Here is a 25301-nt window from a genome sequence, read left to right on the forward strand (position 1 = left end):
GGGAATGGCTACTATCGCGCCTCGGATGTGACCAACGTCCTGTGGGCTGCTTCACGCTCCACCTCGCACAGCGCGCACGCGGATGCGCGGAGCGCGTCCGGCCGGTGTGACGGACGCCGCAGATCACCGGGGGTCGAACGTGACCGGTGTCTCGAAGGCGGCCCGCCGGGTGGCCCGCCGCAGCGCCCTGAGCAGCGGCGCGCCCAGCGTGAGCGTCAGGACGACCGTCACCACGGCCCGGCCCAGGTCCCAACCGAGCGAGGTGGCCACGCAGTACGCGAGGAAGCGGGCCAGGTTGGCGGGAACCCCGGCGTGCGGGTCGAAGGCCACGTTCGAGGACAGCGCGTTCATGAAGGGCCAGCCCTCCAGGTTCATGACGGTGCCGTACGCGAAGGCGGCCAGGAACCCGTACCCGGCGAGCAGCGTCAGCTCGGCGCGCCCGCGCAGCCGGTCCGGACCGGGCAGCAGCCCGGCGCCCATCGTGAACCAGCCCATGGCGAGCATCTGGAACGGCATCCACGGCCCCACCCCGCCGGTGAGCAGCGCGGACGAGAACATGGTCACGGACCCGAGCACGAAGCCGAACCCCGGTCCGAGCACCCGTCCGCTCAGCACCATCAGGAAGAACATCGGCTCGATCCCGGCGGTCCCGGCCCCGATCGGCCGCAGGGCGGCGCCGGTCGCGGCCAGCACCCCGAGCATGGCGACCGCCTTGGGGCCGAGGCCGGACTCGGAGATCGTCGCGGCCACGACCGCCACGAGCAGGACGAGCAGCCCCGCGAACAGCCAGGGGGCGTCCTGTGCGTGGGTGCCGGCCCGGGAGGCGGGGTCGGCGAGGAGCGGCCAGCCGAATCCGGCGACGCCGATGACGCTCACCAGGCCGAGGGCGGCGAGGGAACGGGGGCCGAGGCGGACGGCGCGTACCTGGCGCTGGTGCGTGGTGGTGCGCCGTGGGGCGCCGGACATGGTCATGCGAGCGTGTCCCCCGCGAGCGCGTCCCTGATCTGGGCGACCGTGAGCCACGGCTGCGGGGCCAGCACCTTCGTGACCTGCGGGGCGAAGGACGGGGACGCGACGACCACCTCGGCCGTCGGGCCGTCGGCGACGACCTCGCCGTCCGCGAGGACGACCACGCGGTGCGCGAGCTCGGCGGCGAGCTCCACGTCGTGGGTCGCCAGCACGATGGCGTGCCCCTCGGCGGCCAGCCCGCGCAGGATGGTGACCAGCCGGGCCTTCGCCGCGTAGTCGAGGCCCCGGGTCGGCTCGTCGAGGAGCAGCAGCGGGGGGCGGGCCGCCAGGACGACGGCGAGCGCCAGCGCCAGCCGCTGCCCTTCCGACAGGTCCCGCGGATGGGTGTCGTCGGTGATCGCGGGCAGCAGCGCGGAGACCAGCGCCCGGCAGGTACCGGTCCCGGCGCCCGCGTCGGCGTCGGCCGCGGCGCACTCGGCGGCGACCGTGTCGGCGTACAGCAGGTCCCGTGGTTCCTGCGGTACGAGACCCACGCGCCGGATCAGGTCCTGGGGAGCCGTCCGGTGGGGGACCGCGCCGCCGACCCGGACCGAACCCGCGGCGGGTTCGACCAGCCCGACCAGGGTGCCGAGCAGGGTGGACTTGCCCGCTCCGTTGCGTCCCATCAGCGCGGTGATCCCGCCGGGGGCGACGGTCAGGTCCACGCGGCGGAGCGCCTCGACCTGACCGCGGCGGACGGCGAGACCCTCGACGACGGCGGCCGGCGCGGAGGGGGCCGGCGAACCGGGGGTGCGCCCGCGCAGGAGACGCGGACGGGCGGGCGGGAGGAACCGGAGACGGTGGGGACGGTGGGGTGGCCCGCCGGTGGGGGCGCCCGGCGGGGGAAGAAGCCCGGGTGCAGCGGTAGCGGGCGGCGCGAGCTCCGCGAGCCGTTCGCGCAGCGCCCCCGCTCTGCGCCGCGCGTCGCGCACGGTGAGCGGGAGCGGGGACCAGCCGGCCAGCCGGCCGAGGTCCACCACCGGCGGACACACCGGGGAGACGGCCATGATCTCGGCCGGGGTGCCGAGGAGCGGCGGGGTGCCGGGGGAGGGGAGGAGGGCGACGCGGTCGGCGTACTGGATGACGCGTTCGAGGCGGTGCTCGGCCAGCAGCACGGTCGTGCCGAGGTCGTGGACGAGGCGCTGCAGGACGGCGAGGACCTCCTCGGCGGCGGCCGGGTCCAGCGCGGACGTGGGTTCGTCGAGGACCAGGACCCGCGGGTGCGGGGTGAGGACCGAGCCGATGGCGACGCGCTGCTGCTGGCCGCCGGAGAGGGTGGCGATCGGGCGGTCACGCAGGTCCGCGAGGCCCAGCAGATCGAGGGTCTCCTCGACGCGGCGGCGCATCACCGCCGGGGCGAGGCCCAACGACTCCATCCCGTAGGCGAGTTCGTCCTCGACCGTGTCCGTCACGAAATGGGACAGGGGGTCCTGGCCCACCGTGCCGACGACATCGGCGAGTTCGCGCGGTTTGTGGGTTCGGGTGTCCCGGCCGGCGACCGTGACACGGCCGCGCAGGGTGCCGCCCGTGAAGTGGGGGACGAGACCGCCGACCGCGCCGAGAACGGTGGACTTGCCGACTCCGGAGGGCCCGGCGAGCAGCACCAGTTCACCCTCGGGCACCTCGAAGTCCACGCCCTGGACGGTGGGTTCGGCCGCTCCGTCGTATGTCACGGAGACGTCCTCGAAGCGGATCATGAGGGCTCCTCGGTGGCGGCGGGTTCCCGGGCGGCCGGGCGGTTCCCGGGCGGGCGGGGCTGCCCGGGTACGGGGACGGGGGCGACGAAGGCGGGCAGCAGGCCGAGCAGCACGGCGGCCGCGGGCCACAGGGGAAAGGCCGGGGCCACCAGGGGGACGACACCGGTGCGCAGTGCCGCGGGGTCGTAGGCGGCGCAGACGATCAGCCCGGCGGCGACGGCGAAGCCGGACCCGGCCACCAGCCACGCCCGTGCGCCCCACACGTCCGGGCGGTAGCGCGTGCGCGGGGAGCGGCGGCCGCCCAGCCACAGGCCGCCCAGCGCCGCGGCCAGCCCGGCGAGCAGCAAGGGCGGTCCGTAACCGTCGCCCTCGGCGGTCAGCAGTCCGTACGTGCCCGCGCAGACGCCGACCAGGCCGCCCAGCGTCAGGACGGCGGTGGTGCGGCGGACGGCGGGCGCGACCGCGGCGGTCCGGCCGTAGCCGCGCGCGTCCATCGCCGCGGCGAGCGCGACCGACCGCTCCAGCGCGCCTTCCAGGACCGGGAGGGCGACCTGCAGCAGACCGCGCAGGCCCCGGTCGGGGCGGCCGCGCAGCCGGCGGGCGGCGCGCAGCCGTTGCGCGTCCGCGATGAGATGGGGGGCGAAGGTCAGCGCGACGACGACCGCGACCCCCGCCTCGTACAGCGCGCCGGGCAAGGACTTCAGGAGCCGCGCCGGGTTCGCGAGGGCGTTCGCCGCGCCGACGCAGATGAGGAGCGTGGCCAGCTTCAGACCGTCGTAGAGCGCGAAGACCAGGCCCTCGGCGGTGACCCGGCCACCGATACGGATGCCTTGCGCCCAGTGCGGGAGGGGGACCTCGGGGAGCGTCACGAGGACGTGCGAGCCGGGGACGGGGGAGCCGAGGAGGACCGCGAAGGCGAGTCGGATGCCGAGCACGGCCATACCGAGTCTGACGAACGCGCCGTACGAGCGGGACCAGGGGGCCGAGGTGCGGCGGGCCGCCACCACGTATCCGGCCGTGCCGATGAGCAGGGCGAGCAGCAGCGGGTTGGTGGTGCGGGAGGCGGCGGTGCCCAGGCCCAGGGCCCAGATCCACCAGGCTCCCGGGTGCAGGGCGTTGCCGCGGTGTGCTTGCGGCGCGCGGGTACGCCGTGGCCGCCGACGCCCACGGCGGCCGGCATCGGGCACGGCGTGCGCGGTGGGCACGTGGGGGCCGGACTCCGCGCGGGGGAGCCGGGTCGGCCGGGCGGCGTGCCCGAGGGGGGCGACGGGACTGCCGGGTTCGCCGGCGGTGGCTGCCCCGGCGGCGGTGGTGGGTGTCGGGGTCTCGCCGGACGCGTCCGGAGGGCCGGACACGGGCGGTGCGGGCCGGGACGCGGGCACGGTGGGGCCGACCGGCGCCGGTGGCGCGGCGTGTTCGGCGGGCGCCGGTGGCGCGGCGGGCGTGGTCGGTGCCGTGGGTTCCCCCGGAATCCCGTACGGGTCGGCCGCCGCCGCGGTGCCCCGTTCCTCGTCGCCTGTCGTCACCCGCGTCACCCGCGTCACCTTCGTCGTTCTCGTCACCGCGGCTCAGCCCCGGCGGCGGCGGGCCTGCCAGATCGCGGCCGCGCCGAGGAGGGCCACCGCGGCGACGCCCGCGAGCAGGCCCGCCGACGGGCCGTGGTGGGGCGCCCCGGACCGCGGGCGGGCGGACGCCGTCGGCTCCTGCGGGGCCGAGACCTGCTCGCCGCAGCCGGTCCGCGGATAGCCCGCGATGGCGCACAGCAGGGCGTTGGTGTCGTAGCGCAGGGGCTTGGCCACCGAGGCCAGGGCGTCCGCCGCCGTCGCGTCGGAGGGGACCCGCGCGCAGGCCGTACGCGGCGCCGGCGGCGTCTCCGCGGAGGGGGCGTCCGCCGCCGTGCCGAAGTCGAGGACCAGGGCCACCCGCTTGGTGCCCGCCCGAGCGTCGGTCCTGGCGCAGACGGACGCGAAGTCCGCGTTCCCGCGCGGCTTCGAGGCGTCCTGCGAGTCCTCGCTCACCGCGAAGCGGAACCCCTCGACGTCCCCGTCGGACGGCCGCGCGGTCGACGGGCCCTGGGTCGCGTACGTCCAGGAGCCACCGGTCCGGTCCCAGAAGGACCAGTACCGGTAGCCGACGGCCTGCGCCTGCCCGGCCGCGGTGAGCACGAGCAGCAGCGGGGCGAGCAGCAGGGGGACGAGGAACAGGGCCGGGGCCGTCGTGCGGCGCCGCCTCACAGCTGCTGCTTCTTCGAGCGTCCGCTGATCAGGAAGCCGATGCCGATGCCGCCGACAAGACCGACACCGACGATCCACCAGACGCCGACACCCTTCGCGTCGTCCTTCCGGTCCTTCTTCTCCGCGTCGGTGGAGGCCGCCGCCGAGCCGGACGCCCGGGCGGCCGGACCCGTCGCGCCGAGCCGATGGACGAGGTCGGTGCCGCCGAACGCGCGCGGGTCGGTGCCGGTCGCGTGCGCGGCGAGGATCAGCTGCGCGTACGCGGCCGGGCCGGACGTCGTCGCCCAGGGCCCGGAGTTCTTCTCCAGCCAGGCGAGGGGCTTCCTCGTCTCCGCGATCCCGCCCTGCGCGGCCAGTGCGACGACCGCGTCCGCCGTGTTGCCGTAGTCGGGCTGGTCCTTGGCGCCCGGCATCGCCGACTTCAGATAAGGGGTGTCGCGCAGCAGGCGGGCGAGATAGGAGGCGCCGTTGTTCGCGGCCTGCGCGGCCGTCGGGGTGTGCGCCTTCTCGCAGGAGTAGCCGTTCGGGAGAGTCTTCCCGGCCGTCGTCACGAGCCCCTTGCCGAGGGTTCCCAGCACCGCCGCGGCCGTCGCGTCCGCGTTGGCGGCCAGCGCGCCCCGCTTGTCCGGCTGGTAGGCGAAGGCGCCCGCGTCGGCGGCCTTGCCGTCGCACGGGACGGACAGCTCGACCAGCGCGTCGTAGGGCGACCTGCCCTCCTCGGACTTCACGTCCCCGGGCTTCCCGCCGGCCGCGGCCAGCGCCCCGACCACCACGGACGTGGAGTTGGCGTCGCTCGCCCCGCCCGCCGTGTAGCCCCAGCCGCCGTCCTTGTTCTGTACGGACTCCAGCCAGGCGGCCGCCTTCCGCGTCCCGCCGTCGTGCCCGCCGAGCGCGGCGAGGGCCTGGACGGCCGCCGCGGTGCTGTTGGTGTCGACCATGGTCTTGGCGTCGCACGCGGCCGCGGCGTCGGCGCGGTACGCGGCGAACGCGCCGTTCGCGCACTGCTGGCCGGCCAGCCAGTCGACGGCCTTGGCCGCGGGCCGCTCGCCCACCGTGTGCTGGGCGAGCAGGGCGAGGGACTGCCGCCACACACCGTCGTAGGTGGGGTCGGTGCTGCCGAAGAGGCCGGAGGGTATCGCCAGGGACGGGGTGGGGGACGGGGAGGAGCCGTCGGCCACGGCGGCCGGGACGAGGGCCGTACCGATCACGACGGTGACTGCCAGTACCGCGGCGGTGCGGCGAACGATCATGACTCTCCCTGCGGGGTCCGGGCAGCACCGGGCGCAGGCTCGGCCCCGAGCGGCTCCGGCTCCGTATGCCTCGACGGTGCCGGCCACCGGCGGGCTGCCGATGGCACGAGTCGCTCACGTCCCGGGCGCGATGATCCGGCTCACCGCCGGCCGGGCGGTTCACGGATCGGGGTCTCCCCGCTCGGACGGAGCCGAGAGCTCGGGGACAGGGCCGGCGCCGGATTTGAACCGGCTTCCTCCCGTACGGGCGTGATGACGACGCGTTCACTGTACCGGCCCGTAGGAATCGCCCCGGCGCCGCCTGTGGGGCGGGGCCCACGACCGGCTAGGTTCGCCTCATGCGGACGGGGAGACTGCTCGGCTCGGGACGTTCGGCGGATGTCTACGAGATCGACGAGACGTGGGTGCTGCGGCGCGACCGGGAGGGCTGGGGCGACGCGACGGCCGAGGCCACGGTGATGGAACACGTACGCCGGCACGGCTATCCGGTGCCGGGGGTGCGGGCGGCGACCCGCGCCGACCTGGTGATGGAACGGCTGACGGGGCCGACCATGCTGGAGGCGTTCGGCGCGGGGCTCTTCTCCGCAGAGGAGGCCGGGCTCACCCTCGCCCGGCTGCTGCGCAAGCTGCACGCCGTGCCCGCGCGGCTCTCCGCCGACCCCGCCGTCCGTGTGCTGCACCTGGACCTGCACCCCGACAACGTGATGCTGACCCCGGACGGTCCGAAGGTCATCGACTGGGCCGACGCCGAGGAGGGCCCGCCCGGCCTCGACTGGGGCATGTCCGCGGTGATCCTCGCGCAGGTCGCCGTCGGCGGCGAGGCGCACGCCGGGGTGGCCGGGGAGACGCTGGCCGCGATGCTCGACGCGAACACGGACTGTGTGACGGGGGACGGTCTCACGCAGGCCGTGCGGCGGCGGGCCGCCAATCCGACCATGAGCGCACAGGAGGTCCAGCTCCTGGGTGAGGCCGAGGAGCTGGTCCGCACGCTGGCCTTCTAGCCGGGCGGTTCACACCGCCACGTACGTCACCGGACCGCTTCCCGCGACGGCCTCCGCGCGGCCGAGTTTCACCAGACGGCGGACATGGGCCTCGGCCTCCGAGACGGCGATGTTCCGGGAGGCGAAGGGGATCTGCTCCCAGGGCCGGTTCCACTCCATGCGTTCGGCGAGCTGCCAGGCGGTGAGGGGGGTCGCGAGGAGGGTGAGCAGACCGGTGAGGCGCTCCTCGTGATGGGTGAGCAACTCCCGTACGCGGCCGGGGGCGTCGGTGAACGCGTGCTGGTGGGCCGGCAGCACCTCGGCGGGGTCGAGGCGGCCCACGCGTTCCAGGGAGTCGAGGTAGTCCCCGAGCGGATCGGCGACCGTGACGTCGTCCGGATCCTCGTACAGGCCGATGTGCGGGGTGATCCGCGGCAGCAGGTGGTCGCCGGAGAACAGGCGTCCGTGGCCCGGCAGTCCGGCGGGGTGGGCCTCCTCCAGGTGGAGGCAGACGTGACCGGGTGTGTGGCCCGGGGTCCAGATCGCGCGCAGCCGGCGGCCGGCCAGGTCGAGCAGTTCGCCGGGGGCGATGTCGCGGTCGGGGAGAGCGGGAGCGAACTGGGGCAGACCGCCGGAGCGCCGGGCCGTGCGTGCCGCGCGCAGCAGCGCCACGTGGTCCTCGGGTGCTCCGCAGGACTCGAGTTTGTCCGCCATGTAGGCGAACCAGCGCTCGGCCTTGTGCTCCCGGGTCCGCCGGACGATCTCGGTGTCCAGCGCGTGCATCGCGATCCACGCCCCGGACGCGTCCCGCACCTTGCCCGACAGACCGTGGTGGTCGGGATGGTGGTGGGTGATGACCACGCCGTGCACCTCGGCGACCGGGATGCCGCAGGAGGCGAGCCCGGCGGTGAGGACGTCCCAGGAGGCCGGGTCGTCCCAGCCGGTGTCGATCAGCACGGGGCCCCGGTCGGTGTCGACGACGTGCACGAGCGTGGTGCCGAGGGGGTTGTCGGGGATGGGGACCCTGAGCGACCGTACGCCCCCGCCGTGATCGGTCACCTGTGTCATGGGCTCCCACCAATCGCCGTCGTGCCGTCACTATAACTAGAACGTATTCCAATGGGTGCCCGAACCAACCGTTGTGCCGTTGGCTCCGGCCCGTGGACTCCTCCGACCGGAGCTGGTATCAGTTCTCGTATCTGATGAAGTGTCAGAAGTCGGCAGTGTCGGAGAGAACGCCCCCGGGGAGGCGGTCGGTCATGACCGAGCTCGTGGAACACGGACAGCTTTTCATCGGCGGGGAGTTGACGGATCCCCGGGGCACCGGCGTCATCGAGGTGATCTCGCCGCACACGGAAGAGGTCATCGGGCGCGTCCCGCACGCCTCGGCCGAGGACGTCGACCGGGCCGTCGCCGTCGCGCGGCGCGCCTTCGACGAGGGTCCCTGGCCCCGGATGAGCCCCGGCGAAAGGATCGCGGTCGTCACCCGGATCAAGGACGCGATCGGCGCCCGGCACGAGGAGATCGCCCGCGTCATCTCCTCGGAGAACGGCTCCCCGTACTCCTGGAGCGTCCTGGCGCAGGCCCTCGGCGCGATGATGGTCTGGGACGCGGCCCTCACGGTGGCGCGCGGCTTCACGTACGAGGAGACGCGCGACGGAGTCCTCGGCCGGATCCTCGTCCGGCGGGAGCCGGTCGGGGTCGTCGCGGCCGTGGTGCCGTGGAACGTGCCGCAGTTCGTGGCGGCCGCCAAACTCGCGCCCGCGCTGCTGACCGGCTGCTCGGTGGTGCTGAAGCCGTCCCCCGAATCGCCGCTGGACGCCTACCTGCTGGGCGAGATCGCGCGGGAGGCCGGACTGCCCGAGGGCGTCCTGTCGATCCTCCCGGCCGACCGCGAGGTGAGCGAGTACCTGGTCGGGCATCCCGGTGTCGACAAGGTCTCCTTCACCGGATCGGTCGCGGCGGGCAGGCGCGTGATGGAGGTCGCCTCGCGCAATCTGACCCGCGTGACGCTCGAGCTGGGCGGCAAGTCGGCGGCGGTCGTGCTGCCGGACGCGGACCTCGCCACGGCCGTCCCCGGGATCGTCCAGGCCGCCTGGATGAACAACGGCCAGGCGTGTGTCGCCCAGACCCGCATCCTCGTACCGCGTTCGCGCTACGACGAGTTCGCGGACGCCTTCGCCGCCGCGGCGAGCGCCCTGGTGGTCGGCGACCCGCTGGACCCGGCGACGCAGGTGGGCCCGCTGGTCGCCGAGCGGCAGCGGCGGCGCAGCCTCGACTACATCCGCATCGGTCAGGAGGAAGGCGCCAAGGTCCTCACCGGCGGCGGCCGTCCGCACGGCCTCGACCGCGGCTGGTACGTCGAACCCACCCTCTTCGGCGACGTGGACAACTCCATGCGGATCGCCCGCGAGGAGATCTTCGGACCGGTGATCTGCCTGCTCCCCTACGGCGACGAGACCGAGGCCGTGAAGATCGCCAACGACTCCGACTACGGGCTGAGCGGCAGCGTCTGGACGGCGGACGTCGCCCACGGCATCGACATCGCCCGCCGGGTCCGTACCGGCACGTACTCCGTCAACACCTTCAGCCTCGACATGCTCGGCCCCTTCGGCGGCTACAAGAACTCCGGGCTCGGGCGGGAGTTCGGACCCGAGGGCTACGGCGAGTTCCTGGAGCACAAGATGATCCACCTGCCCGCGGGCTGGGAGGCGTGAGGGATGGGCGACCGCTGGAACATCGAGGTCGACCGCTCCCTCTGCATCGGCTCCGCGCAGTGCGTCCACCTCGTCCCGGACGCCTTCCGCCTCGACTCCGCGATGCAGTCCCACCCCGCCGAACCGGAGACCGACGCCAACGAGCGGCTCCTCGCGGCGGCGGAGGGCTGTCCGGTCGAGGCCATCATGATCACGCTGCTGGGCAGCGGGGAACCGGTGTTCCCGCCCGAGGAGTGAACCGCGAGAAGTGAACCCCGAGGAGTGAACCCCGAGAAGTGAACCCCGAGAAGTGAACCCCGAGGAGTGAACGAGGAGCGAACCCCTTCGCCCCGGGCGCCGTTACGCCTTCGCGCCCGGGATCGTCGCCCCCGGGTCCGTCAGGTCGATGAGACGGCACACCGTCTCGATGTCGATCTTGACCTGGGCGATGGAGGCGCGCCCGGAGAGCCAGGTGATCAGGGCCGAGTGCCAGGTGTGCTCGATGACGCGGACCGCGGAGAGCTGGGCGGGGCTCGGGTCGTCCAGGCCCATGGCGTCCAGGATGATCGCCGTGGTCTGCCGGGACACCTGGTCGACCTCGGGGCTCACGCTGCGGTCCGCGAAGGTCAGCGCGCGGACCATGGCGTCGGCGAGGTGCGGCTCGCGCTGCAGGGCGCGGAAGGCCCGCATCAGGGTCTCGGACACCCGCTCAGCCGCCGTTTCGCCGGCCGGCGGTTTCTTGCGCAGGGTGCCGTGCATGTGGTCCAACTGGTCCTGCATGGTGGCCACCAGCAGGTGGACCTTCGAGGGGAAGTAGCGGTAGAGCGTGCCCAGGGCGACCTGCGACGACTCCGCGACCTCACGCATCTGCACCGCGTCGAAGCCGCCCCGGCCGGCCAGCTGCGCGCTTGCGTGCAGGATCCGCCGACGGCGTGCTTCCTGCCGCTCGGTGAGCCGGGGAGAGGCGAACTGCGCGGACTTGGCTTCCACCTTGACTTCCGCAGGCATGGGTCCCGTTCCGTGGGTTCAGCTGGAGGAGCGATCAGACAGCATGGCAGAACACATCCGCGGGCCGGAACGCCTCCGTCGTGGCGCGGATCACCTGATCCACTTCTCACAGAAGCCCTACCTGCCGGTAGATTCAGTGCTCCTCGAACGATCAAGTCTGAAACTTGTTCTAGATTAGCGTCCCGGCGTAATCTCGCGGGAATGTGCAGGGAGAAGGGGGCCGTAAGTGACCGCTGAGGCCATGGAGGCGGGCCCCGGAGCGGGCGCGGCCATCGACGGCGACGGACCGTTGCGCATCGCGCTCCTGACGTACAAGGGGAACCCGTTCTGCGGCGGTCAGGGCGTGTACGTACGACACCTCTCGCGTGAACTCGCCCGTCTCGGGCACCGGGTCGAGGTCATCGGTTCCCAGCCGTACCCCGTCCTGGACGAGGGCCTTCCCGGCCTGAGCCTCACCGAACTGCCCAGCCTCGACCTCTACCGCCAGCCGGACCCCTTCCGGACGCCGGCGCGCGAGGAGTTCCGCGACTGGATCGACGCCGTCGAGGTCGGGACCATGTGGACCGGGGGCTTCCCCGAGCCGCTGACGTTCTCGCTGCGCGCCCGCCGCCATCTGCGGGCCCGGCAGGGCGCGTTCGACGTCGTGCACGACAACCAGACCCTCGGCTACGGGCTGCTGGGAGACGTGGGCGCGCCGCTGGTCACCACGATCCACCACCCCATCACCGTGGACCGCCGGCTGGAGCTGGACGCCGCCGAGGGGCGCCGCCGCCGCGCGTCCGTGCGCCGCTGGTACGCCTTCACGCGGATGCAGAAGCGCGTCGCGCGCCGTCTGCCGTCCGTGCTCACCGTCTCCGGCACCTCGCGCCAGGAGATCGTCGACCACCTGGGTGTCACCCAGGACCGCATCCACGTGGTGCACATCGGCGCCGACACCGACCTCTTCTCGCCCGACCCCGCCGTGCCTCAGGTGCCGGGCCGGATCGTCACCACCTCCAGCGCGGACGTGCCGCTCAAGGGACTCGTCCACCTCGTCGAGGCGCTCGCCAAGGTCCGCGCCGAGCACCCCGGCGCCCACCTCGTCGTGGTCGGCAGGCGCGCCGAGGACGGGCCCGTCGCCCAGGCCATCGAGCGGTACGGCCTGGAGCGCGCCGTCGAGTTCGTCAAGGGCATCTCGGACGCGGAACTCGTCGACCTCGTACGGTCCGCCGAAGTCGCCTGTGTGCCCTCCCTGTACGAGGGGTTCTCGCTGCCCGCCGCCGAGGCCATGGCCACGGGTACGCCACTGGTGGCCACCACCGGCGGGGCGATCCCGGAGGTCGCGGGCCCCGACGGCGAGACCTGCCTGGCGGTGCCGCCCGGCGACGCCGGCGCGCTGGCCGCGGGCCTGAGCCGGCTCCTGGGCGACCCGGAACTGCGCGCGAGGCTCGGTTCCGCCGGGCGCGCGCGGGTCCTGGAGCGCTTCACCTGGGCCCGCGCCGCCCAGGGCACGGTCGCCCACTACCGCGAGGCCATCGCGCGGGCCGCCGCTCCCGCCTCCCGCCGCTCCGCGCCGGGCCCCGGCTCCTCCGTGTCCGCGGCCGCCGGTCTCCCCGCTTCCTCCGCGTCCCCGGTCCCCGGCCACATCGCGTCCCCGGTCCCCGGCCACATCGCGTCCCCGGTCCCCGGCCTCGCCGCGTCCGCGGCCCCCGGCCTCGCCGCGACCCCCGGTGCCGTCCCCGCGGGTGTCGCCGAAGAAGCAGCTGAAGTTGTCGTATCCAACCGCGAAAGCAGGGCCACGTGCTGACCGTCGACTTCTCCCGGTTCCCGCTGGCGCCGGGCGACCGCGTACTGGACCTCGGCTGCGGTGCCGGCCGGCACGCGTTCGAGTGCTACCGGCGCGGCGCCCGGGTCGTCGCGCTGGACCAGAACGGCGAGGAGATCCGCGAGGTCGCCAAGTGGTTCGCGGCGATGAAGGAGGCGGGTGAGGCGCCCGAGGGGGCGACCGCCACCGCCATGGAGGGCGACGCTCTCCAACTCCCCTTCCCCGACGAGTCGTTCGACGTCGTGATCATCTCCGAGGTGATGGAGCACATCCCCGACGACAAGGGGGTCCTCGCCGAGATGGTCCGGGTGCTCAAGCCGGGCGGCCGGATCGCGATCACCGTCCCGCGCTACGGGCCCGAGAAGGTCTGCTGGGCGCTGTCCGACGCGTACCACGAGGTCGAGGGCGGCCACATCCGCATCTACAAGGCGGACGAACTGCTGGGCAGGATGAAGGAGGCCGGGCTCAAGCCGTACGGCACCCACCACGCCCACGCCCTGCACAGCCCCTACTGGTGGCTGAAGTGCGCGTTCGGCGTCGACAACGACAAGGTGCTGCCCGTGCGGGCGTACCACAAGCTGCTGGTCTGGGACATCATGAAGAAGCCCCTGGCCACCCGGGTCGCGGAGAACGCCCTGAACCCGCTGATCGGCAAGAGCTTCGTGGCGTACGCGACCAAGCCGCACCTGCCCGTCGCCGCCGCCGCGGTGGACGCTTCGTGACCACACCCCGCACGGAGCACCTCGTCCTGCCCGGGGTGCTCACCGCCGAGGAGGCCGCCGTCACCGTGCGCGCGATCCTCGGGGCGCAGCGCCCGGACGGCGCCATACCGTGGTTCCGCGGTCACCACCTCGATCCGTGGGACCACACCGAGGCGGCCATGGCGCTGGACGCGGCGGGCGAGCACGAGGCGGCCGAGCGCGCCTACGCGTGGCTGGCCCGGCACCAGAACCCGGACGGTTCCTGGTACGCGGCCTACGCCGACGGGGACTTCGAGGACGTCACCGACCGCGGCCGGGAGACCAACTTCTGCGCGTACATCGCGGTGGGCGTCTGGCACCACTACCTGGCCACCGGCGACGACGCCTTCCTGGACCGGATGTGGCCGTCGGTCTACGCGGCCGTGGAGTTCGTACTGGGGCTCCAGCAGCCCGGCGGACAGATCGGCTGGAAGCGCGAGGACGACGGGACGGCGACGAACGAGGCTCTGCTGACCGGGAGTTCGTCGATCCACCACGCGCTGCGCTGCGCGCTCGCCATCGCCGACCAGCGTGAGGAACCGCAGCCCGACTGGGAGTTGGCGCTCGGTCTGCTGCGACACGCGATCCGCAGGCACCCCGAGCGGTTCCTGGACAAGGACCGGTACTCGATGGACTGGTACTACCCGGTGCTCGGCGGCGCGTTGACGGGCGTCGAGGCCGAGTCCCGGATCGCGGAGGGCTGGGAGCGATTCGTCGTGCCCGGTCTCGGCGTGCGCTGTGTCGTGCCCAACCCGTGGGTGACCGGCGGCGAGTCGGCCGAACTCGCCCTGGCGCTGTGGGCCGTGGGCGAGTCCGACCGTGCTCTGGAGATTCTCCAGTCCATCCAGCATCTGCGCGATCCGAAGACCGGCCTGTACTGGACGGGCTACGTCTTCGACGCGCGGGCGGTGTGGCCCGAGGAGCTGACCACCTGGACGGCGGGTTCCCTGCTCCTCGCCGTCGCCGCGCTGGGCGGCGACGAGCCGACCTGCGCGGTCTTCGGCGGCGAACGCCTGCCGCGGGGACTAGACGCGGAGTGCTGCTAGGGCGTGTCCGCCCCTGTCGGCCGGATCGGCGGGAGCGGCCCGGCCGCGACAGGGGCGGACACGGCCCGGCGGACCGTGGTGCCGTAAGGGCTCAGTGGCGGTGCATGCGGTTGGCGATGGCGTGGCCGATGAAGAGGTAGACGACGGCGGCGAGACCGTAGCCCGCGACGACGCGCGCCCATGCGTCGTCGAAGGTGAACAGGTCACGGGACCAGCCCGCGAGCCAGCTCGCCAGGTTGTGGACGAACTGGACCAGGTCGTTGGCCCGGTTTGCGTCCAGCAGATACATGAGGATCCACAGGCCCAGGATGAGGGCCATCACATCGGCGACGATCGCGATGACCGTGCCCGCCTGGTTGGAGCCGTTGCGATATCGAGGGGACATGCCGTCCGTGTTGCCGCGTATTCGGGGTTGAAACCCGTACCGGTTTCGCCCAAGTGGCGTAATGCACGGAGCCGGGTGAGGCTGCTGTAAGAGCCGTGTTCTCCCCGCATCCGGGGAGAACCGTTCCCCCACCCCGGAGGACCCCGTGCCTGTATCGATACGGCGCCTCATCGTGGCGCTCACTCTTTCCTGTGCTCTGGTCGCCGGTGCCACCGCCTGCTCCAGCAGCGGCAGCAGTGCCGGCAAGGGCACCGCGGCCGTTGCGGTGGCCGCGACCCCGTCCCCGAGTACCACAGCAGAGAAGCAGAGGCTCTCGAAGACCCGCTTCGTGGCCAACGCGAGCCTCGCGGCCGGAGCCACCTACCAGTGGATCGTGAAGCCCTGGAAGGCCGGAAAGTTCAAGAAGGGCGCGAAGGGACGCAAGCTCGCCCTCATCAAGGCGGGCGTCGCGGGCGCCTTCGCGTACAACAGGCTCAAGGCAGCGAGCAGGAACGCCAAGGGCGACCCGACGCTGTCCAAGGCGATCGGCCCGCTGACCGCGGGCATCGACGCTCTGAAGAGCCTTCCCGCCAAGCTCCGCAAGGGCAAGTCGACGGACTCCACCGTGGGTTCCTTCGACGACATCATCAACCAGGTGAAGGACGCCGGTAAGAGCGCGGGCGCCAACGTCACCGACAAGGTGCCGTCGGGCGCCCAGCTGACCCACGGCTGAAACCGCTGCCGCCCCCCACGGCACCAGGGCGGAAGTCCCGATCGCCTCGCGACACGCCCTAGGAGTTGAGATCCGCCAGGACGCGGAGCGAGTGAGGGTCCGGTGACAGCGCCAGCAGGTCTGTCACCGGTCCCTTGCGCCACAGTTCGAGGCGTTCGGCGATGCGCTCACGCGGCCCGACCAGTGAGATCTCGTCGGCGAAGGCGTCCGGCACGGCCAGCACCGCCTCCTGACGGCGCCCGGCGAGGAACAGCTCCTGGATGAGCCGTGCCTCCTCCTCGTAGCCCATGCGGGCCATCAGATCCGCGTGGAAGTTGCGTGCCGAGTGCCCCATTCCGCCGATGTAGAAGCCGAGCATCGCCTTGACGGGCAGCAGCCCCTCGGCGACGTCGTCGCAGACGCGGACGTGGGCCATGGGCGCGACGAGGAACGGGGCCGCACCCGCTCCCGCGCGGGCGTCACCCAGCTCCGCCAGCGCGGCCTCGTACGCCTGCGGGCGGGTGGGCGACCAGTACAGCGGCAGCCACCCGTCCGCGATCCGGGTCGTCTGCGCGATGTTCTTCGGCCCCTCGGCGCCGAGCAGGACGGGCAGGTCGGCGCGGAGGGGATGGGTGATCGGACGCAGCGCCTTGCCGAGCCCCGTGCCGTCGGCCCCTCGGTAGGGGTGGGAATGGAAACGCCCGTCGAGTCGCACGGGCCCCTCGCGTCGCAGGACCTGGCGTACGACGTCCACGTACTCCCGGGTCGCGGTCAGCGGGGACTTCGGGAAGGGGCGCCCGTACCAGCCCTCCACCACCTGCGGCCCCGAAAGGCCGAGGCCGAGCATCATCCGGCCGCCCGAGAGGTGGTCCAGCGTGAGCGCGTGCATCGCGGTCGTGGTAGGGGAGCGGGCGGCCATCTGCGCGACCGCCGTGCCGAGGCGGATACGGGTGGTCTGCGCGGCGATCCAGGTCAGCGGGGTGAAGGCGTCCGAACCCCAGGACTCGGCCGTCCACACGGAGTGATAGCCGAGCCGCTCCGCCTCCAGCGCCAGCGGCAGATGGTCCGCGGAGGGGCCGCGCCCCCAGTAACCGAGTGCGAGGCCGAGCCGCATGTCCCCTCCAGGCGCCATGTTCTGACGCATCGTCAGCTCTGTGCAACCGTCAGGCGACTGTACGGCAACGGCCCCCCGCCCGAAAGGGCGAGGGGCCGCGGGGAAGCGGGTGCGCGTCAGCCGCGCTGGATCCCCGACATGTCCTGCAGCACACCGCGGCGGCCGTCCTGCGTCTGCGCCACCAGGTGTTGGCCGCGCTGCTCCACGGCCAGGTACCAGGTGCCCGGCGCGAGTTCGGCGATCGGCGCCGGCGAACCGTCCTCCGAGAACAGCGGACGCGGCACCGGCACGGCGAACCAGAACGGCGAGAAGTCCCCGGCGGGCTGCTGCGCCTGCGGGGCCGGTGCCTGCTGCGGCTGGCTCGGCTGCGCGCCGAACGACTGTCCCGGCTGCGGCTGACCGGCGTAGGGCTGACCCGGCTGCTGGGCACCCGGATACCCGTAACCACCCTGCGGCTGACCGCCGTAAGGCTGGGGGGCGGCGGGCTTCGGGGCGGGCACGAGGCCGACCTGGAGCGCGGGGACCAGCGGGGTGGCGATCGCGGCGGCCGCCATGACGAGCGTCGCGATGAGGGCGAGGATGAGGCCGATGCCGGGGCCCACACCGCCGCCCGCGTTGTTGATGTTGTTGACACCGCCCGTCGGGTCGAAGACGTTGCCGAGCGCGCTCCACGCGGCGAAGACGGTGAGGGCGACACCGAACGGGCCGAGGTCGAGTCCGGCGACCTTGGGCACCCGGGGCAGGGCACGGGAGGCGACCACCAGGCCGGCTCCGAGGATGCCGGCCAGGATCACACTCAGTACGAAGGGGCCGCTCGCCCAGGTGCTGGGGCTGTCGACGCGGACCGTTCGTCCGTCGACGGTCGAGACGTCGTCGATCGAAAAGATGGCGAGGAACGACGCGATGAACAGCAGGACCGCTGCTCCGATCACCACGCCGTCGCCTCGAGTGAGAGAGCGGATATTCACTTCAGTCCTTCGTCAGTCGTCTCGTCGTCAATTGGAGGCGTCGCTGACACCATGTCGCCATCAGGCCCTGGTGTGAAGCTCGGGGGCGGCCCCACATCGTAAAGGCGACACTATCGCCCGTACGATCGGGGCGTCCGGAAGGTGTGACCCGCCGGTCACTACCCGCGCAGGAAACTCACGATTCCCTCAGAGATCCCACGCGCCGCCTTCTGCCGCCACGCGCCGCTGGTCAGCAACGCCGCGTCCTTGCTATCGCGCATGTTGCCGCACTCGATGAACACCTTGGGAACCGTTGACAGATTGAGACCGCCGAGATCGCTGCGGACGTCCAGTCCGGTGCCGCCGCCGATGTAGTTGGAGGGCGCGCTCCCGGTGGCGCGGACGAAGTTGCCCGCGATGCGCTCACCCAGATCGCGCGACGGGGCGACGATGGGCCGGGTGTCGGCGGCGCCCGAATGGACGGACGCGGGGAGGATGACGTGGAAGCCGCGGTTGCCGGATGCGGAACCGTCCGCGTGGACGGAGACGACCGCGTCGGCGTGCGCGTCGTTGCCGATCCGGGCCCGCTCGTCGACGCACGGGCCCCAGGGACGGTCGCCGTCCTGGGTGAACTTCACCGTGGCGCCCTCCTGTTGGAGGAGCGTGCGCAGCCGGCGGGCGACGTCGAGGGTGAACCGTGCCTCGGCGTAACCCGCGTTGGTCGAAGTGCCGGTGGTGTCGCACTCCTTCGAGTTCGTGCCGATGTTCACCTTGCGGTTGATGTCGGCCGTGTGCTCGAAGTTGCCCGGGTTGTGTCCCGGGTCGACGACCACGACCTTGCCCTTGAGCGGGCCGGAGGCGGCCGGGCCGCCCGCGGTGGAGGGACCCGAACGGGTGGAGGCCCCGGAGGGGGACGGGCTCCGTCCCTGCCCCTCGGCCGTCCCGGACGCCGACGGTGTCCGGGACGCGGCGGCCCCGGAGGACGGGGACGCCGATGAGGCGGACGAGGAAGCGGCGGCCCCGGAGGGACCGCCCGGGTCACCCACCGCCTGCCACACCAGCCATCCCACCAGTGCGCCCGGCACCAGCGCGGCGAGCGCCACGGTCATCGGCCCGCGCCGGGAGCGGCGAGGCTGGGGAGGATCGAAGTCAGGGCCTACGTACGACACGTCTGCGACTCTAACCGGGCCCTCAGATCCCTGCTCCCGTTCGGCGCAGGACGCGCAGTGAGTCGGTCGCCGAGACCTCCGTGAACGCGCCGGACCCCAGGGCCCGGAGGTAGACGCGGTACGGGGCCTGGCCGGTGAACTCGTCGGCGGGGTCGGGGAACACGTCGTGGATCAGGAGCAGGCCGCCCTCGGCCACATGCGGGGCCCAGCCGTCGTAGTCGCCGGACGCGTGCTCGTCGGTGTGACCCCCGTCGATGAAGACGAGACCCAGCGGCGTCCCCCAGAACGCGGCGATCTGCGGCGAGCGGCCGACGATCGCGACCACCTGCTCCTCCAGGCCCGCCCCGTGGAGGGTGCGGCGGAAGGTGGGGAGCGTGTCCATCCGGCCGATCTCGGGGTCGACGGTGGACGGGTCGTGGTACTCCCACCCGGGCTGCTGCTCCTCGCTGCCCCGGTGATGGTCGACCGTGATCGCCGTCACCCCGGCGGCGCGCGCCGCGTCGGCGAGCAGGATCGTGGAGCGCCCGCAGTAGGTGCCGACCTCGAGGAGGGGCAGGCCCAGCCGGCCCGCCTCGACGGCGGCGTCGTACAGCGCGAGGCCCTCGTCGAGCGGCATGAACCCCTTGGCGGCCTCGAAGGCGGCGAGAATCTCCGGCTTGGGCGCCGCGGGCATGGGGTCCTCCAAGGTGATACCGGCCCGGCGTGCGCGGGCCCGTGAGCGCCCCATGCTGCACCACACCCCCCGCCGCGCGGGCGACGGGGGTGGGCTGCCGGGGAGGCGCGGGGGCCGGCCGGGGCCCACGGGGGACCCGGCCGGCGGGACCGGGGGCCGGTCCCGGTACGGCCGGGGGCCGGTCCCGGTGGTGCCGGTCCGTTCGGATCTACGCGGGGACCGTCTCGCCCGGCAGGGCGAGGTCGAGGTCGACCGGGCGGTCGTCGCCGGAGTGCGTCGCCGAGGAGGCGAGCGGGCCGTGGCCCGCGGCCCTGGCGGCGAGGACGTACGCGCCCTGGGCGGGCACCGCCAGCGTGTAGCTGCCGTCCTCCCCGGAGAGGGTGGCGCCCGCCTGGCGGCCGCGCCGGTCGATCAGGGTGACCTTGGCGCGGGCGACGGGATCGCCGTCGGTGTTCAGGACCCGGCCGCGGAAGCCCCCGAGCACCTCGTGGGCCCGCTCCAGCGCGGCGTCCTCGGCGCTGCTGGCGAGCAGCTGCGGCTTGTTCGCCTGCCGCTGGCGGGGCAGGAAGAGGGCCATGACCAGGCCCACGGCCACCGCACCCGTCGCGATCATGAAGGAGACGCGGAAGCCGTGCATGGTCGGGACCGCGACACCGCCGACGTCGTTCGCGGTGTTCGCGAGCACCATGCCGATGACGGCGCTGGACACCGACGTGCCGATCGAGCGCATCAGCGTGTTGAGACCGTTGGCCGCACCCGTCTCCGAGGCCGGGACGGAGCCGACGATCAGCGCGGGCAGCGAGGAGTAGGCGAGGCCGATACCCGCACCCAGGACCACCGCGATCACGATGGTCTGCCAGGCGGCGCTCATCAGGCCGAGACCCGCGCCGTAGCCGATCCCGATGATCAGCATGCCGAGGATCAGCGTGACCTTGGGGCCGTACTTGGCGGAGATCCGGGCGTAGACCGGCGCGGTGAACATCATCGTCAGGCCGAGCGGGGCCACGCACAGACCCGCGACCACCATCGACTGGCCGAGGCCGTAACCGGTGGCCTTCGGCAGCTGGAGGAGCTGCGGCAGGACTAGGGAGACGACGTAGAAGGAGACACCGACCATGATCGAGGCGAGGTTGGTGAAGAGCACCGAGCGGCGGACGGTGGTGCGCAGGTCGACCAGCGGCGCCTTGACGCGCAGCTCCATCACGCCCCACAGCACGAGCACGACGGCCGACGCGGCGAACAGGCCGAGCGTGGTGCCCGAGCTCCAGCCCCAGTCGCTGCCCTTGGTGATCGGCAGCAGGAAGAGGACGAGACCCGCGGACAGGCCTATCGCCCCCAGCACGTCGAAGGTGCCCTCGGCGCGCATCGGGGACTCCGGCACGGCGACGACGGTCAGGACGATCGAGACGACGCCGAGCCCGGCGGCGAGGAAGAACAGGGAGTGCCAGTCGGCGTGCTGCGCGACAAGGGCCGCGAGCGGCAGCGCGAGACCGCCGCCGACGCCGATCGAGGAGCTCATCAGGGCCATCGCCGAGCCGAGCTTCTCGCGGGGCAGCATGTCGCGCATCAGGCCGATGCCGAGCGGGATCGCGCCCATGGCGAAGCCCTGCAACGCGCGGCCGGCGATCATCACGAGCAGGTCGCTGGTGAACCCGGCGATCAGCGAGCCGACGACCATCACGGACAGGCTCGTGAGCAGCATGCGCCGCTTGCCGAAGAGGTCGCCGAGCCGGCCCATGATCGGGGTGGCGACGGCTCCCGCGAGCAGCGTCGAGGTCAGGACCCAGGTGGCGTTGCTGGGGGCGGTGCCCAGCAGCTTCGGCAGGTCCTTGATGACCGGGACGAGCAGGGTCTGCATCACCGCGACAACGATGCCCGCGAAGGCCAGCACCGGCACGACCGCAGCACTGGTCCTCCGAGCGGGCTGTTGGGTCGTCGTGTGCGTCATTGCGTGAGGCCTCCAGGCCGGGAGAGGAAAGCAGGGGGGAACGATCCGTGCGGGAGTCGATGCGGATACGTGCAAGGTGAACCCGGTGCGCCGGGGCAACTATTCCGATGCTTCGGCGTACTAACGAAAACTTGACCTTCTCGTGAGGATCTGAACGCCCGTCAGGTCTGGTGACTCACTAGAACGTGTTCTAGTCTGGCGCCCACCGCGAGGCTGGGGGTGCCGTGAAGGCGTACGTCGTCGGGGTCGGGATGACCCGTTTCGAGAAGCCGGAGACCCGGGAGTGGCAGTACTGGGACATGGCGAAGGAAGCGGGCACCCATGCCCTGCGGGACGCGGGGATCGCGTACTCCGACGTCCGGCAGGTGCCCGTCGGCCACTGCTTCCAGGCCTCCACCGGGGGGCAGCGGGCCGCCTACGAGCTGGGCCTGACCGGCGTACCGGTCTACAACGTCAACAACAACTGCGCCACCGGGGCGAGCGCCCTGATGCTGGCGCGGCAGTTCGTCGAGGGCGGGATCTCGGACTGCGTGCTGGCACTGGGGTTCGAGAAGATGAAGCGCGGGGCGCTGGGCGGTGGCGGCGACGGCGAGGACTTCGCGAGTTCCCCGGTGGCCCGGCACTACGGGATCATGGCCGCCCGGCACGGATTCGAGATGTCCCCGCCCACCGCGCAGATCTTCGGTGACGCGGCACGCGAGCACATGGAGAGGTACGGGACCACCGAGGCGCAGCTCGCCGCCGTCGGCGCCAAGAACCACCGGCACTCGGCCCACAACCCGTACGCCCAGTTCCAGGACGTGTACGGGGTCGACGAGGTCCTCGCCTCCCGCGCCGTGCACCGGCCGCTCACGAAACTCCAGTGCTCGCCCACCTCCGACGGCGCCGCGGCGGCCGTCGTCGTCTCCGAGCGGTTCGCCGAGGAGCGCGGGCTGGGCGGCAGAGCGGTGGAGATCGTCGCGCAGGCGATGACCACGGACACCGAGGAGTCCTTCGCCTCCGGGTCGTGCATCGACGTCGTGGGGCAGCCCATGTCCCGGGAGGCCGCGCGCCAGGTCTACGAGCGGGCGGGGCTCGGCATCCACGATGTGGACGTCGTGGAACTGCACGACTGCTTCTCGATCAACGAGCTGCTGACGTACGAGGCGCTCGGCATGTGCGGTGAGGGGGAGTCGGGCAAGCTCGTGGAGTCGGGGGCCACCACCTACGGCGGGCGGTGGGTGGTGAACCCGTCCGGGGGGCTGATCTCGAAGGGGCACCCGCTGGGGGCGACCGGGATCGCCCAGGTGGCCGAGCTGGTCTGGCAGTTGCGGGGCGAGGCGGGCGAGCGCCAGGTGGCGGACGCGCGCGTCGGCCTCGCCCACAACATCGGGCTCGGCGGGGCGGCCGTGGTCACGCTGCTGCGGGCGGCGCACGGCTGAACCGGGGCGGGGGCCGGCGTCGTACGTACCCGGTGGGCGCCTGTCGCCGGGTCCGCTGTCGCCGGGTCCGCTGTCGGCGGGGCCGTCGTTCGGGCGGGTGGGGCCGGTGTCCGTGGGGACCAAGAAGCCCCCCGCAAGCCGTCCCGGCCACCCCGGCAGCCAGCCGGCCGAAAGTCCTCGTGGCCGACCCCTGGCCGGAGGACAGCCGCCCGCACCCCGGAGGCGAGGACGCCGCGGACCCCGAAGACCCCGCCGGGAGCCGCGCGCCGGCCCCTCGTACGGTGTGGACCTGCGGGGTCCGGCGGCGCGGGGCGCGTCCCGCCGGGCCCCGCCGGGATCGCCGTGGAGGATCTCCGGCCACCGAGGCAACGAAAACCGGTGCTCGTGGACTCCTATGCACATCTAGGAGGTGCCCATGGGGGATCGGAAACAGACCCGGGACGAGGAGTTCCAGGGCTTCGTCGTCGGCCGGTGGCCTCGGCTGTTGCGTACGGCGTTCCTCCTCACGGGGGAGCAGCACGCGGCCGAGGACCTGGTCCAGTCGACGCTGGAACAGGTGTACGTGGCCTGGCACAGGGTCGACACGGCCGACGACCCGGACGCGTACGTACGGCGCGTGATGATCAACGCGCATGCCCGCAGGCACCGCCGGCGCCTCAAGGAGTTCCTGGCGCCGAAGGACGACTCGGGCCTCACCCACGAGGTGCCCGAGGGCGGCGACCGGATGGCCCAGGCCGACGACCGCAGCGCCCTGCTGAAGGCCCTCGCCCAGTTGCCGCCACGCCAGCGCGAGGCGGTCGTCCTGCGGTACTGGGAGGACCTGAGCGAGGCACGGGTGGCGGAGGCGATGGGCTGCTCGGTGGGCGCGGTGAAGAGCAACGCGGCGAAGGGGATCGCGAAGCTCCGCGCCGTACCGGGACTGACCGACATGGTGACGTACGGAGGGCGGAAGTGATGAACGCGGACCGGGAGAGCGACCACGACATGACGCAGGGGGACATCGCCGTGCTGCTGGCCACGGCCGCGGACGAGGTGAGGATCGGCCCGGCTCCCTGCCAGGCGCTGGTGCGCGGCGGCCGGCGCCGCAGGGCCCGCCGCTGGGCGCTGGCCGCGACCGCGGCCCTGGTGGTCGCCGGCTCGACGGGGACGCTGGCTGTGGCCGGGGCGACGGGCGACGACGCGAAGCGGGTCGCGCCGGCCGCGACACGCCCGCCGGCGAGCGACGAACGGCATCTGTACGCGCCGTGGAGCAGCGACCTCGCCAGGGGAACCGAGCACGGCAAGAAGTGGAAGGCGGTCATCTACGTGTGGGGGGCGCCCCGCGACCGGACGGAGGCACAGCACCAGCTGGACGCCATGACCGACTCCGGGTTCGAGAAACCGGGGGTGCAGCCGCCCACCGCCTCCGGACTCGTCGGCAAGAGCGCATACTTCGTGCGCCTGACCCTGGACGGCACGACGACGACCAGGATGCGGGGGTCGTTCGAAAAGGGCGACAACGCGTTCCAGCAGTCCGCCGCGATGCCGCTCGCGACGAGGAGGACGGCCACGAGCGGTTCCGACCAGCGGCTCGTGATCGGGCAGGCGCCCACGACCGCCCAGGAGGTCACCTGCACCTGGGACGACGCCACGACGACCACGGCGTACCGGCCCTCCCCGGGGACGGGCGTCGGCGGGGACTTCGAGGACCTGATCCGCCCGGCGGACGGCTCCCCGTCCGACTGGTTCGTCTGCGTGGGGCCGGAGGGCAGGACCTTCAGGACCGTGGCGGTGACGAAGTAGGAGGCGCGCGGCGACGCGGGCGGCCGCCGGTCAGAGCCATCCCTGCTGACGGGCCTCCCGCATCGCCTCCATACGGTTGCGGGTGCCGGTCTTGCCGATCGCGGAGGACAGGTAGTTGCGGACCGTCGACTCGGACAGATGCAGCCTGCCCGCGATGTCGGCGACTGTGGCGCCGTCCACCGATGCCTTCAGCACGTCGCACTCGCGGGCGGTGAGCGGACTGGGCCCGGCACTCAGCGCGGCGGCGGCCAGCGCCGGGTCGATGACCCTCTCGCCGGTCAACACCCGCCGGATCGCCTCGGCCAGCTCCTCCACGGGGCCGTCCTTGACCAGGAATCCCGCGGCGCCCGCCTCCATGGCGCGGCGCAGATACCCGGGCCGTCCGAAGGTGGTGAGGATCAACACCCGGCAGTCCGGGGCCTGTCGGCGCAGCTCGGCGGCGGCGTCCAGACCGCTCATGCCGGGCAGTTCGATGTCCAGCAGGGCCACGTCCGGGCGGTGCAGCAGCGCGGCGTCCACGATCGCGTCGCCCGACGCGACCTGCGCGACGACCTCCAGATCCTCCTCCATGCCGAGCAGCAGGGCCAGCGCCCCGCGCATCATTCCCTGGTCCTCGGCGAGCAGGACCCTCACACACTTCACCGGCCGGTGGTCCCGGGGCATCTCGTCCACGGGCCCAGCGTAGGGGTGCGGCGGCGTCATGTCCTC

The 25301-nt window shown here is 73.0% G+C and carries 24 protein-coding genes and 1 tRNA gene; 10 read left to right on the plus strand and 15 right to left on the minus strand.

The window, feature by feature from the left end; translation table 11 throughout:
* Positions 1-123 precede the first annotated feature (123 nt).
* The 6 genes from ACFVTC_RS08595 to ACFVTC_RS08620 form a co-directional block, all read right to left on the minus strand.
* Positions 124-972, minus strand: coding sequence for an ECF transporter S component (locus tag ACFVTC_RS08595; protein WP_390125340.1), 849 nt, complete (start codon positions 970-972; stop codon positions 124-126).
* Complete coding sequence (locus tag ACFVTC_RS08600; protein WP_390125343.1) at positions 969-2705, minus strand: ABC transporter ATP-binding protein; 1737 nt, start codon at positions 2703-2705, stop codon at positions 969-971. Before ACFVTC_RS08600 ends, ACFVTC_RS08595 begins: the two co-directional genes overlap by 4 nt.
* Complete coding sequence (locus ACFVTC_RS08605; RefSeq protein WP_390125510.1) at positions 2702-3892, minus strand: energy-coupling factor transporter transmembrane component T; 1191 nt, start codon at positions 3890-3892, stop codon at positions 2702-2704. The genes ACFVTC_RS08600 and ACFVTC_RS08605 overlap by 4 nt, the downstream gene beginning before the upstream one ends.
* Before the next feature lie 381 nt (positions 3893-4273).
* The gene (locus ACFVTC_RS08610; protein ID WP_390125346.1) at positions 4274-4939 is read right to left on the minus strand and encodes an SCO2322 family protein; all 666 of its coding nucleotides are present in this window, start codon (positions 4937-4939) and stop codon (positions 4274-4276) included.
* A complete protein-coding gene (locus ACFVTC_RS08615) occupies positions 4936-6189 on the minus strand; it encodes a prenyltransferase/squalene oxidase repeat-containing protein (protein ID WP_390125349.1) in 1254 nt (417 codons plus the stop codon). Before ACFVTC_RS08615 ends, ACFVTC_RS08610 begins: the two co-directional genes overlap by 4 nt.
* Before the next feature lie 207 nt (positions 6190-6396).
* A tRNA-OTHER gene (locus ACFVTC_RS08620) sits at positions 6397-6468 on the minus strand.
* 59 nt (positions 6469-6527) lie between these two features.
* On the opposite strand from ACFVTC_RS08620, the gene ACFVTC_RS08625 reads away from it, so the two are divergent.
* The gene (locus ACFVTC_RS08625) at positions 6528-7190 is read left to right on the plus strand and encodes a phosphotransferase (RefSeq protein WP_390125351.1); all 663 of its coding nucleotides are present in this window, start codon (positions 6528-6530) and stop codon (positions 7188-7190) included.
* A gap of 9 nt (positions 7191-7199) precedes the next feature.
* Here ACFVTC_RS08625 and ACFVTC_RS08630 read toward each other — a convergent pair whose 3' ends face one another.
* A complete protein-coding gene (locus ACFVTC_RS08630; protein WP_390125354.1) occupies positions 7200-8237 on the minus strand; it encodes an MBL fold metallo-hydrolase in 1038 nt (345 codons plus the stop codon).
* A 191-nt stretch (positions 8238-8428) separates the two neighbouring features.
* On the opposite strand from ACFVTC_RS08630, the gene ACFVTC_RS08635 reads away from it, so the two are divergent.
* Together ACFVTC_RS08635 and ACFVTC_RS08640 are read left to right on the plus strand one after the other, a co-directional pair.
* On the plus strand, positions 8429-9886 hold the full coding sequence (locus tag ACFVTC_RS08635) for an aldehyde dehydrogenase (protein WP_390125357.1): 1458 nt from the start codon (positions 8429-8431) through the stop codon (positions 9884-9886).
* Positions 9887-9889: 3 nt separating this feature from the next.
* The gene (locus ACFVTC_RS08640) at positions 9890-10123 is read left to right on the plus strand and encodes a ferredoxin (RefSeq protein ID WP_168527888.1); all 234 of its coding nucleotides are present in this window, start codon (positions 9890-9892) and stop codon (positions 10121-10123) included.
* A gap of 102 nt (positions 10124-10225) precedes the next feature.
* On the opposite strand, the gene ACFVTC_RS08645 is transcribed toward ACFVTC_RS08640, so the two are convergent.
* Positions 10226-10873 carry a TetR family transcriptional regulator gene (locus tag ACFVTC_RS08645; RefSeq protein WP_390125361.1) on the minus strand — a complete coding sequence of 216 codons (648 nt, stop codon included), beginning with the start codon at positions 10871-10873 and terminating at the stop codon, positions 10226-10228.
* Between the two features lie 226 nt (positions 10874-11099).
* Here ACFVTC_RS08645 and ACFVTC_RS08650 point away from each other — a divergent pair, with 226 nt between their 5' ends.
* The 3 genes from ACFVTC_RS08650 to ACFVTC_RS08660 are packed head-to-tail and all read left to right on the plus strand — an operon-like array spanning position 11100 to position 14463.
* A complete protein-coding gene (locus ACFVTC_RS08650) occupies positions 11100-12659 on the plus strand; it encodes a glycosyltransferase family 4 protein (protein WP_390125365.1) in 1560 nt (519 codons plus the stop codon).
* Positions 12653-13399 carry a class I SAM-dependent methyltransferase gene (locus ACFVTC_RS08655; RefSeq protein WP_168527886.1) on the plus strand — a complete coding sequence of 249 codons (747 nt, stop codon included), beginning with the start codon at positions 12653-12655 and terminating at the stop codon, positions 13397-13399. Before ACFVTC_RS08650 ends, ACFVTC_RS08655 begins: the two co-directional genes overlap by 7 nt.
* Positions 13396-14463: a prenyltransferase/squalene oxidase repeat-containing protein gene (locus tag ACFVTC_RS08660; RefSeq protein WP_168527885.1), complete on the plus strand. Its 1068-nt coding sequence runs from the start codon at positions 13396-13398 to the stop codon at positions 14461-14463. Before ACFVTC_RS08655 ends, ACFVTC_RS08660 begins: the two co-directional genes overlap by 4 nt.
* A 91-nt stretch (positions 14464-14554) precedes the next feature.
* Here ACFVTC_RS08660 and ACFVTC_RS08665 read toward each other — a convergent pair whose 3' ends face one another.
* Entirely contained in the window at positions 14555-14848 is a 294-nt protein-coding gene (locus ACFVTC_RS08665) for a hypothetical protein (protein WP_168527884.1), read from the minus strand.
* A gap of 145 nt (positions 14849-14993) precedes the next feature.
* Here ACFVTC_RS08665 and ACFVTC_RS08670 point away from each other — a divergent pair, with 145 nt between their 5' ends.
* Positions 14994-15560 (plus strand): hypothetical protein, encoded by a 567-nt coding sequence (locus ACFVTC_RS08670; RefSeq protein WP_390125369.1) that lies wholly within the window; start codon positions 14994-14996, stop codon positions 15558-15560.
* A 58-nt stretch (positions 15561-15618) separates the two neighbouring features.
* On the opposite strand, the gene ACFVTC_RS08675 is transcribed toward ACFVTC_RS08670, so the two are convergent.
* The 5 genes from ACFVTC_RS08675 to ACFVTC_RS08695 all read right to left on the minus strand — a co-directional run bounded on the left by ACFVTC_RS08675 (position 15619) and on the right by ACFVTC_RS08695 (position 21390).
* On the minus strand, positions 15619-16653 hold the full coding sequence (locus tag ACFVTC_RS08675; protein ID WP_390125512.1) for an LLM class F420-dependent oxidoreductase: 1035 nt from the start codon (positions 16651-16653) through the stop codon (positions 15619-15621).
* Positions 16654-16769: 116 nt separating this feature from the next.
* On the minus strand, positions 16770-17621 hold the full coding sequence (locus ACFVTC_RS08680) for a DUF5336 domain-containing protein (protein ID WP_390125372.1): 852 nt from the start codon (positions 17619-17621) through the stop codon (positions 16770-16772).
* A gap of 158 nt (positions 17622-17779) precedes the next feature.
* The gene (locus ACFVTC_RS08685; RefSeq protein WP_390125375.1) at positions 17780-18769 is read right to left on the minus strand and encodes an N-acetylmuramoyl-L-alanine amidase; all 990 of its coding nucleotides are present in this window, start codon (positions 18767-18769) and stop codon (positions 17780-17782) included.
* Between the two features lie 22 nt (positions 18770-18791).
* Complete coding sequence (locus tag ACFVTC_RS08690; protein ID WP_390125378.1) at positions 18792-19442, minus strand: class I SAM-dependent methyltransferase; 651 nt, start codon at positions 19440-19442, stop codon at positions 18792-18794.
* A 208-nt stretch (positions 19443-19650) separates the two neighbouring features.
* Complete coding sequence (locus ACFVTC_RS08695; RefSeq protein ID WP_390125381.1) at positions 19651-21390, minus strand: MFS transporter; 1740 nt, start codon at positions 21388-21390, stop codon at positions 19651-19653.
* 224 nt (positions 21391-21614) lie between these two features.
* Between ACFVTC_RS08695 and ACFVTC_RS08700 the strand changes: the two genes are divergently transcribed.
* The 3 genes from ACFVTC_RS08700 to ACFVTC_RS08710 all read left to right on the plus strand — a co-directional run bounded on the left by ACFVTC_RS08700 (position 21615) and on the right by ACFVTC_RS08710 (position 24593).
* On the plus strand, positions 21615-22811 hold the full coding sequence (locus ACFVTC_RS08700) for a lipid-transfer protein (RefSeq protein ID WP_390125383.1): 1197 nt from the start codon (positions 21615-21617) through the stop codon (positions 22809-22811).
* A 415-nt stretch (positions 22812-23226) separates the two neighbouring features.
* Entirely contained in the window at positions 23227-23766 is a 540-nt protein-coding gene (locus tag ACFVTC_RS08705; RefSeq protein ID WP_390125384.1) for a SigE family RNA polymerase sigma factor, read from the plus strand.
* A complete protein-coding gene (locus ACFVTC_RS08710; RefSeq protein ID WP_390125386.1) occupies positions 23766-24593 on the plus strand; it encodes a hypothetical protein in 828 nt (275 codons plus the stop codon). Before ACFVTC_RS08705 ends, ACFVTC_RS08710 begins: the two co-directional genes overlap by 1 nt.
* 30 nt (positions 24594-24623) lie before the next feature.
* Here the strand turns inward: ACFVTC_RS08710 and ACFVTC_RS08715 are convergent, their stop codons facing one another.
* Positions 24624-25256, minus strand: coding sequence for a response regulator transcription factor (locus tag ACFVTC_RS08715; RefSeq protein ID WP_168533566.1), 633 nt, complete (start codon positions 25254-25256; stop codon positions 24624-24626).
* Between the last annotated feature and the right edge of the window lie 45 nt (positions 25257-25301).

The organism is Streptomyces sp. NPDC057950 (assembly GCF_042887295.1).
Lineage (GTDB): Bacteria > Actinomycetota > Actinomycetes > Streptomycetales > Streptomycetaceae > Streptomyces > Streptomyces kaempferi.

Coding starts and splice junctions, on each gene's coding strand:
- ACFVTC_RS08595 (WP_390125340.1), bottom strand. CDS start 972: ATGACCATGTCCGGCGCCCCACGGCGCACCACCACGCACCAGCGCCAG.
- ACFVTC_RS08600 (WP_390125343.1), bottom strand. CDS start 2,705: ATGATCCGCTTCGAGGACGTCTCCGTGACATACGACGGAGCGGCCGAA.
- ACFVTC_RS08615 (WP_390125349.1), bottom strand. CDS start 6,189: ATGATCGTTCGCCGCACCGCCGCGGTACTGGCAGTCACCGTCGTGATC.
- ACFVTC_RS08625 (WP_390125351.1), top strand. CDS start 6,528: ATGCGGACGGGGAGACTGCTCGGCTCGGGACGTTCGGCGGATGTCTAC.
- ACFVTC_RS08630 (WP_390125354.1), bottom strand. CDS start 8,237: ATGACACAGGTGACCGATCACGGCGGGGGCGTACGGTCGCTCAGGGTC.
- ACFVTC_RS08635 (WP_390125357.1), top strand. CDS start 8,429: ATGACCGAGCTCGTGGAACACGGACAGCTTTTCATCGGCGGGGAGTTG.
- ACFVTC_RS08640 (WP_168527888.1), top strand. CDS start 9,890: ATGGGCGACCGCTGGAACATCGAGGTCGACCGCTCCCTCTGCATCGGC.
- ACFVTC_RS08645 (WP_390125361.1), bottom strand. CDS start 10,873: ATGCCTGCGGAAGTCAAGGTGGAAGCCAAGTCCGCGCAGTTCGCCTCT.
- ACFVTC_RS08665 (WP_168527884.1), bottom strand. CDS start 14,848: ATGTCCCCTCGATATCGCAACGGCTCCAACCAGGCGGGCACGGTCATC.
- ACFVTC_RS08675 (WP_390125512.1), bottom strand. CDS start 16,653: ATGCGGCTCGGCCTCGCACTCGGTTACTGGGGGCGCGGCCCCTCCGCG.
- ACFVTC_RS08690 (WP_390125378.1), bottom strand. CDS start 19,442: ATGCCCGCGGCGCCCAAGCCGGAGATTCTCGCCGCCTTCGAGGCCGCC.
- ACFVTC_RS08695 (WP_390125381.1), bottom strand. CDS start 21,390: ATGACGCACACGACGACCCAACAGCCCGCTCGGAGGACCAGTGCTGCG.
- ACFVTC_RS08705 (WP_390125384.1), top strand. CDS start 23,227: ATGGGGGATCGGAAACAGACCCGGGACGAGGAGTTCCAGGGCTTCGTC.
- ACFVTC_RS08710 (WP_390125386.1), top strand. CDS start 23,766: ATGAACGCGGACCGGGAGAGCGACCACGACATGACGCAGGGGGACATC.
- ACFVTC_RS08715 (WP_168533566.1), bottom strand. CDS start 25,256: ATGCCCCGGGACCACCGGCCGGTGAAGTGTGTGAGGGTCCTGCTCGCC.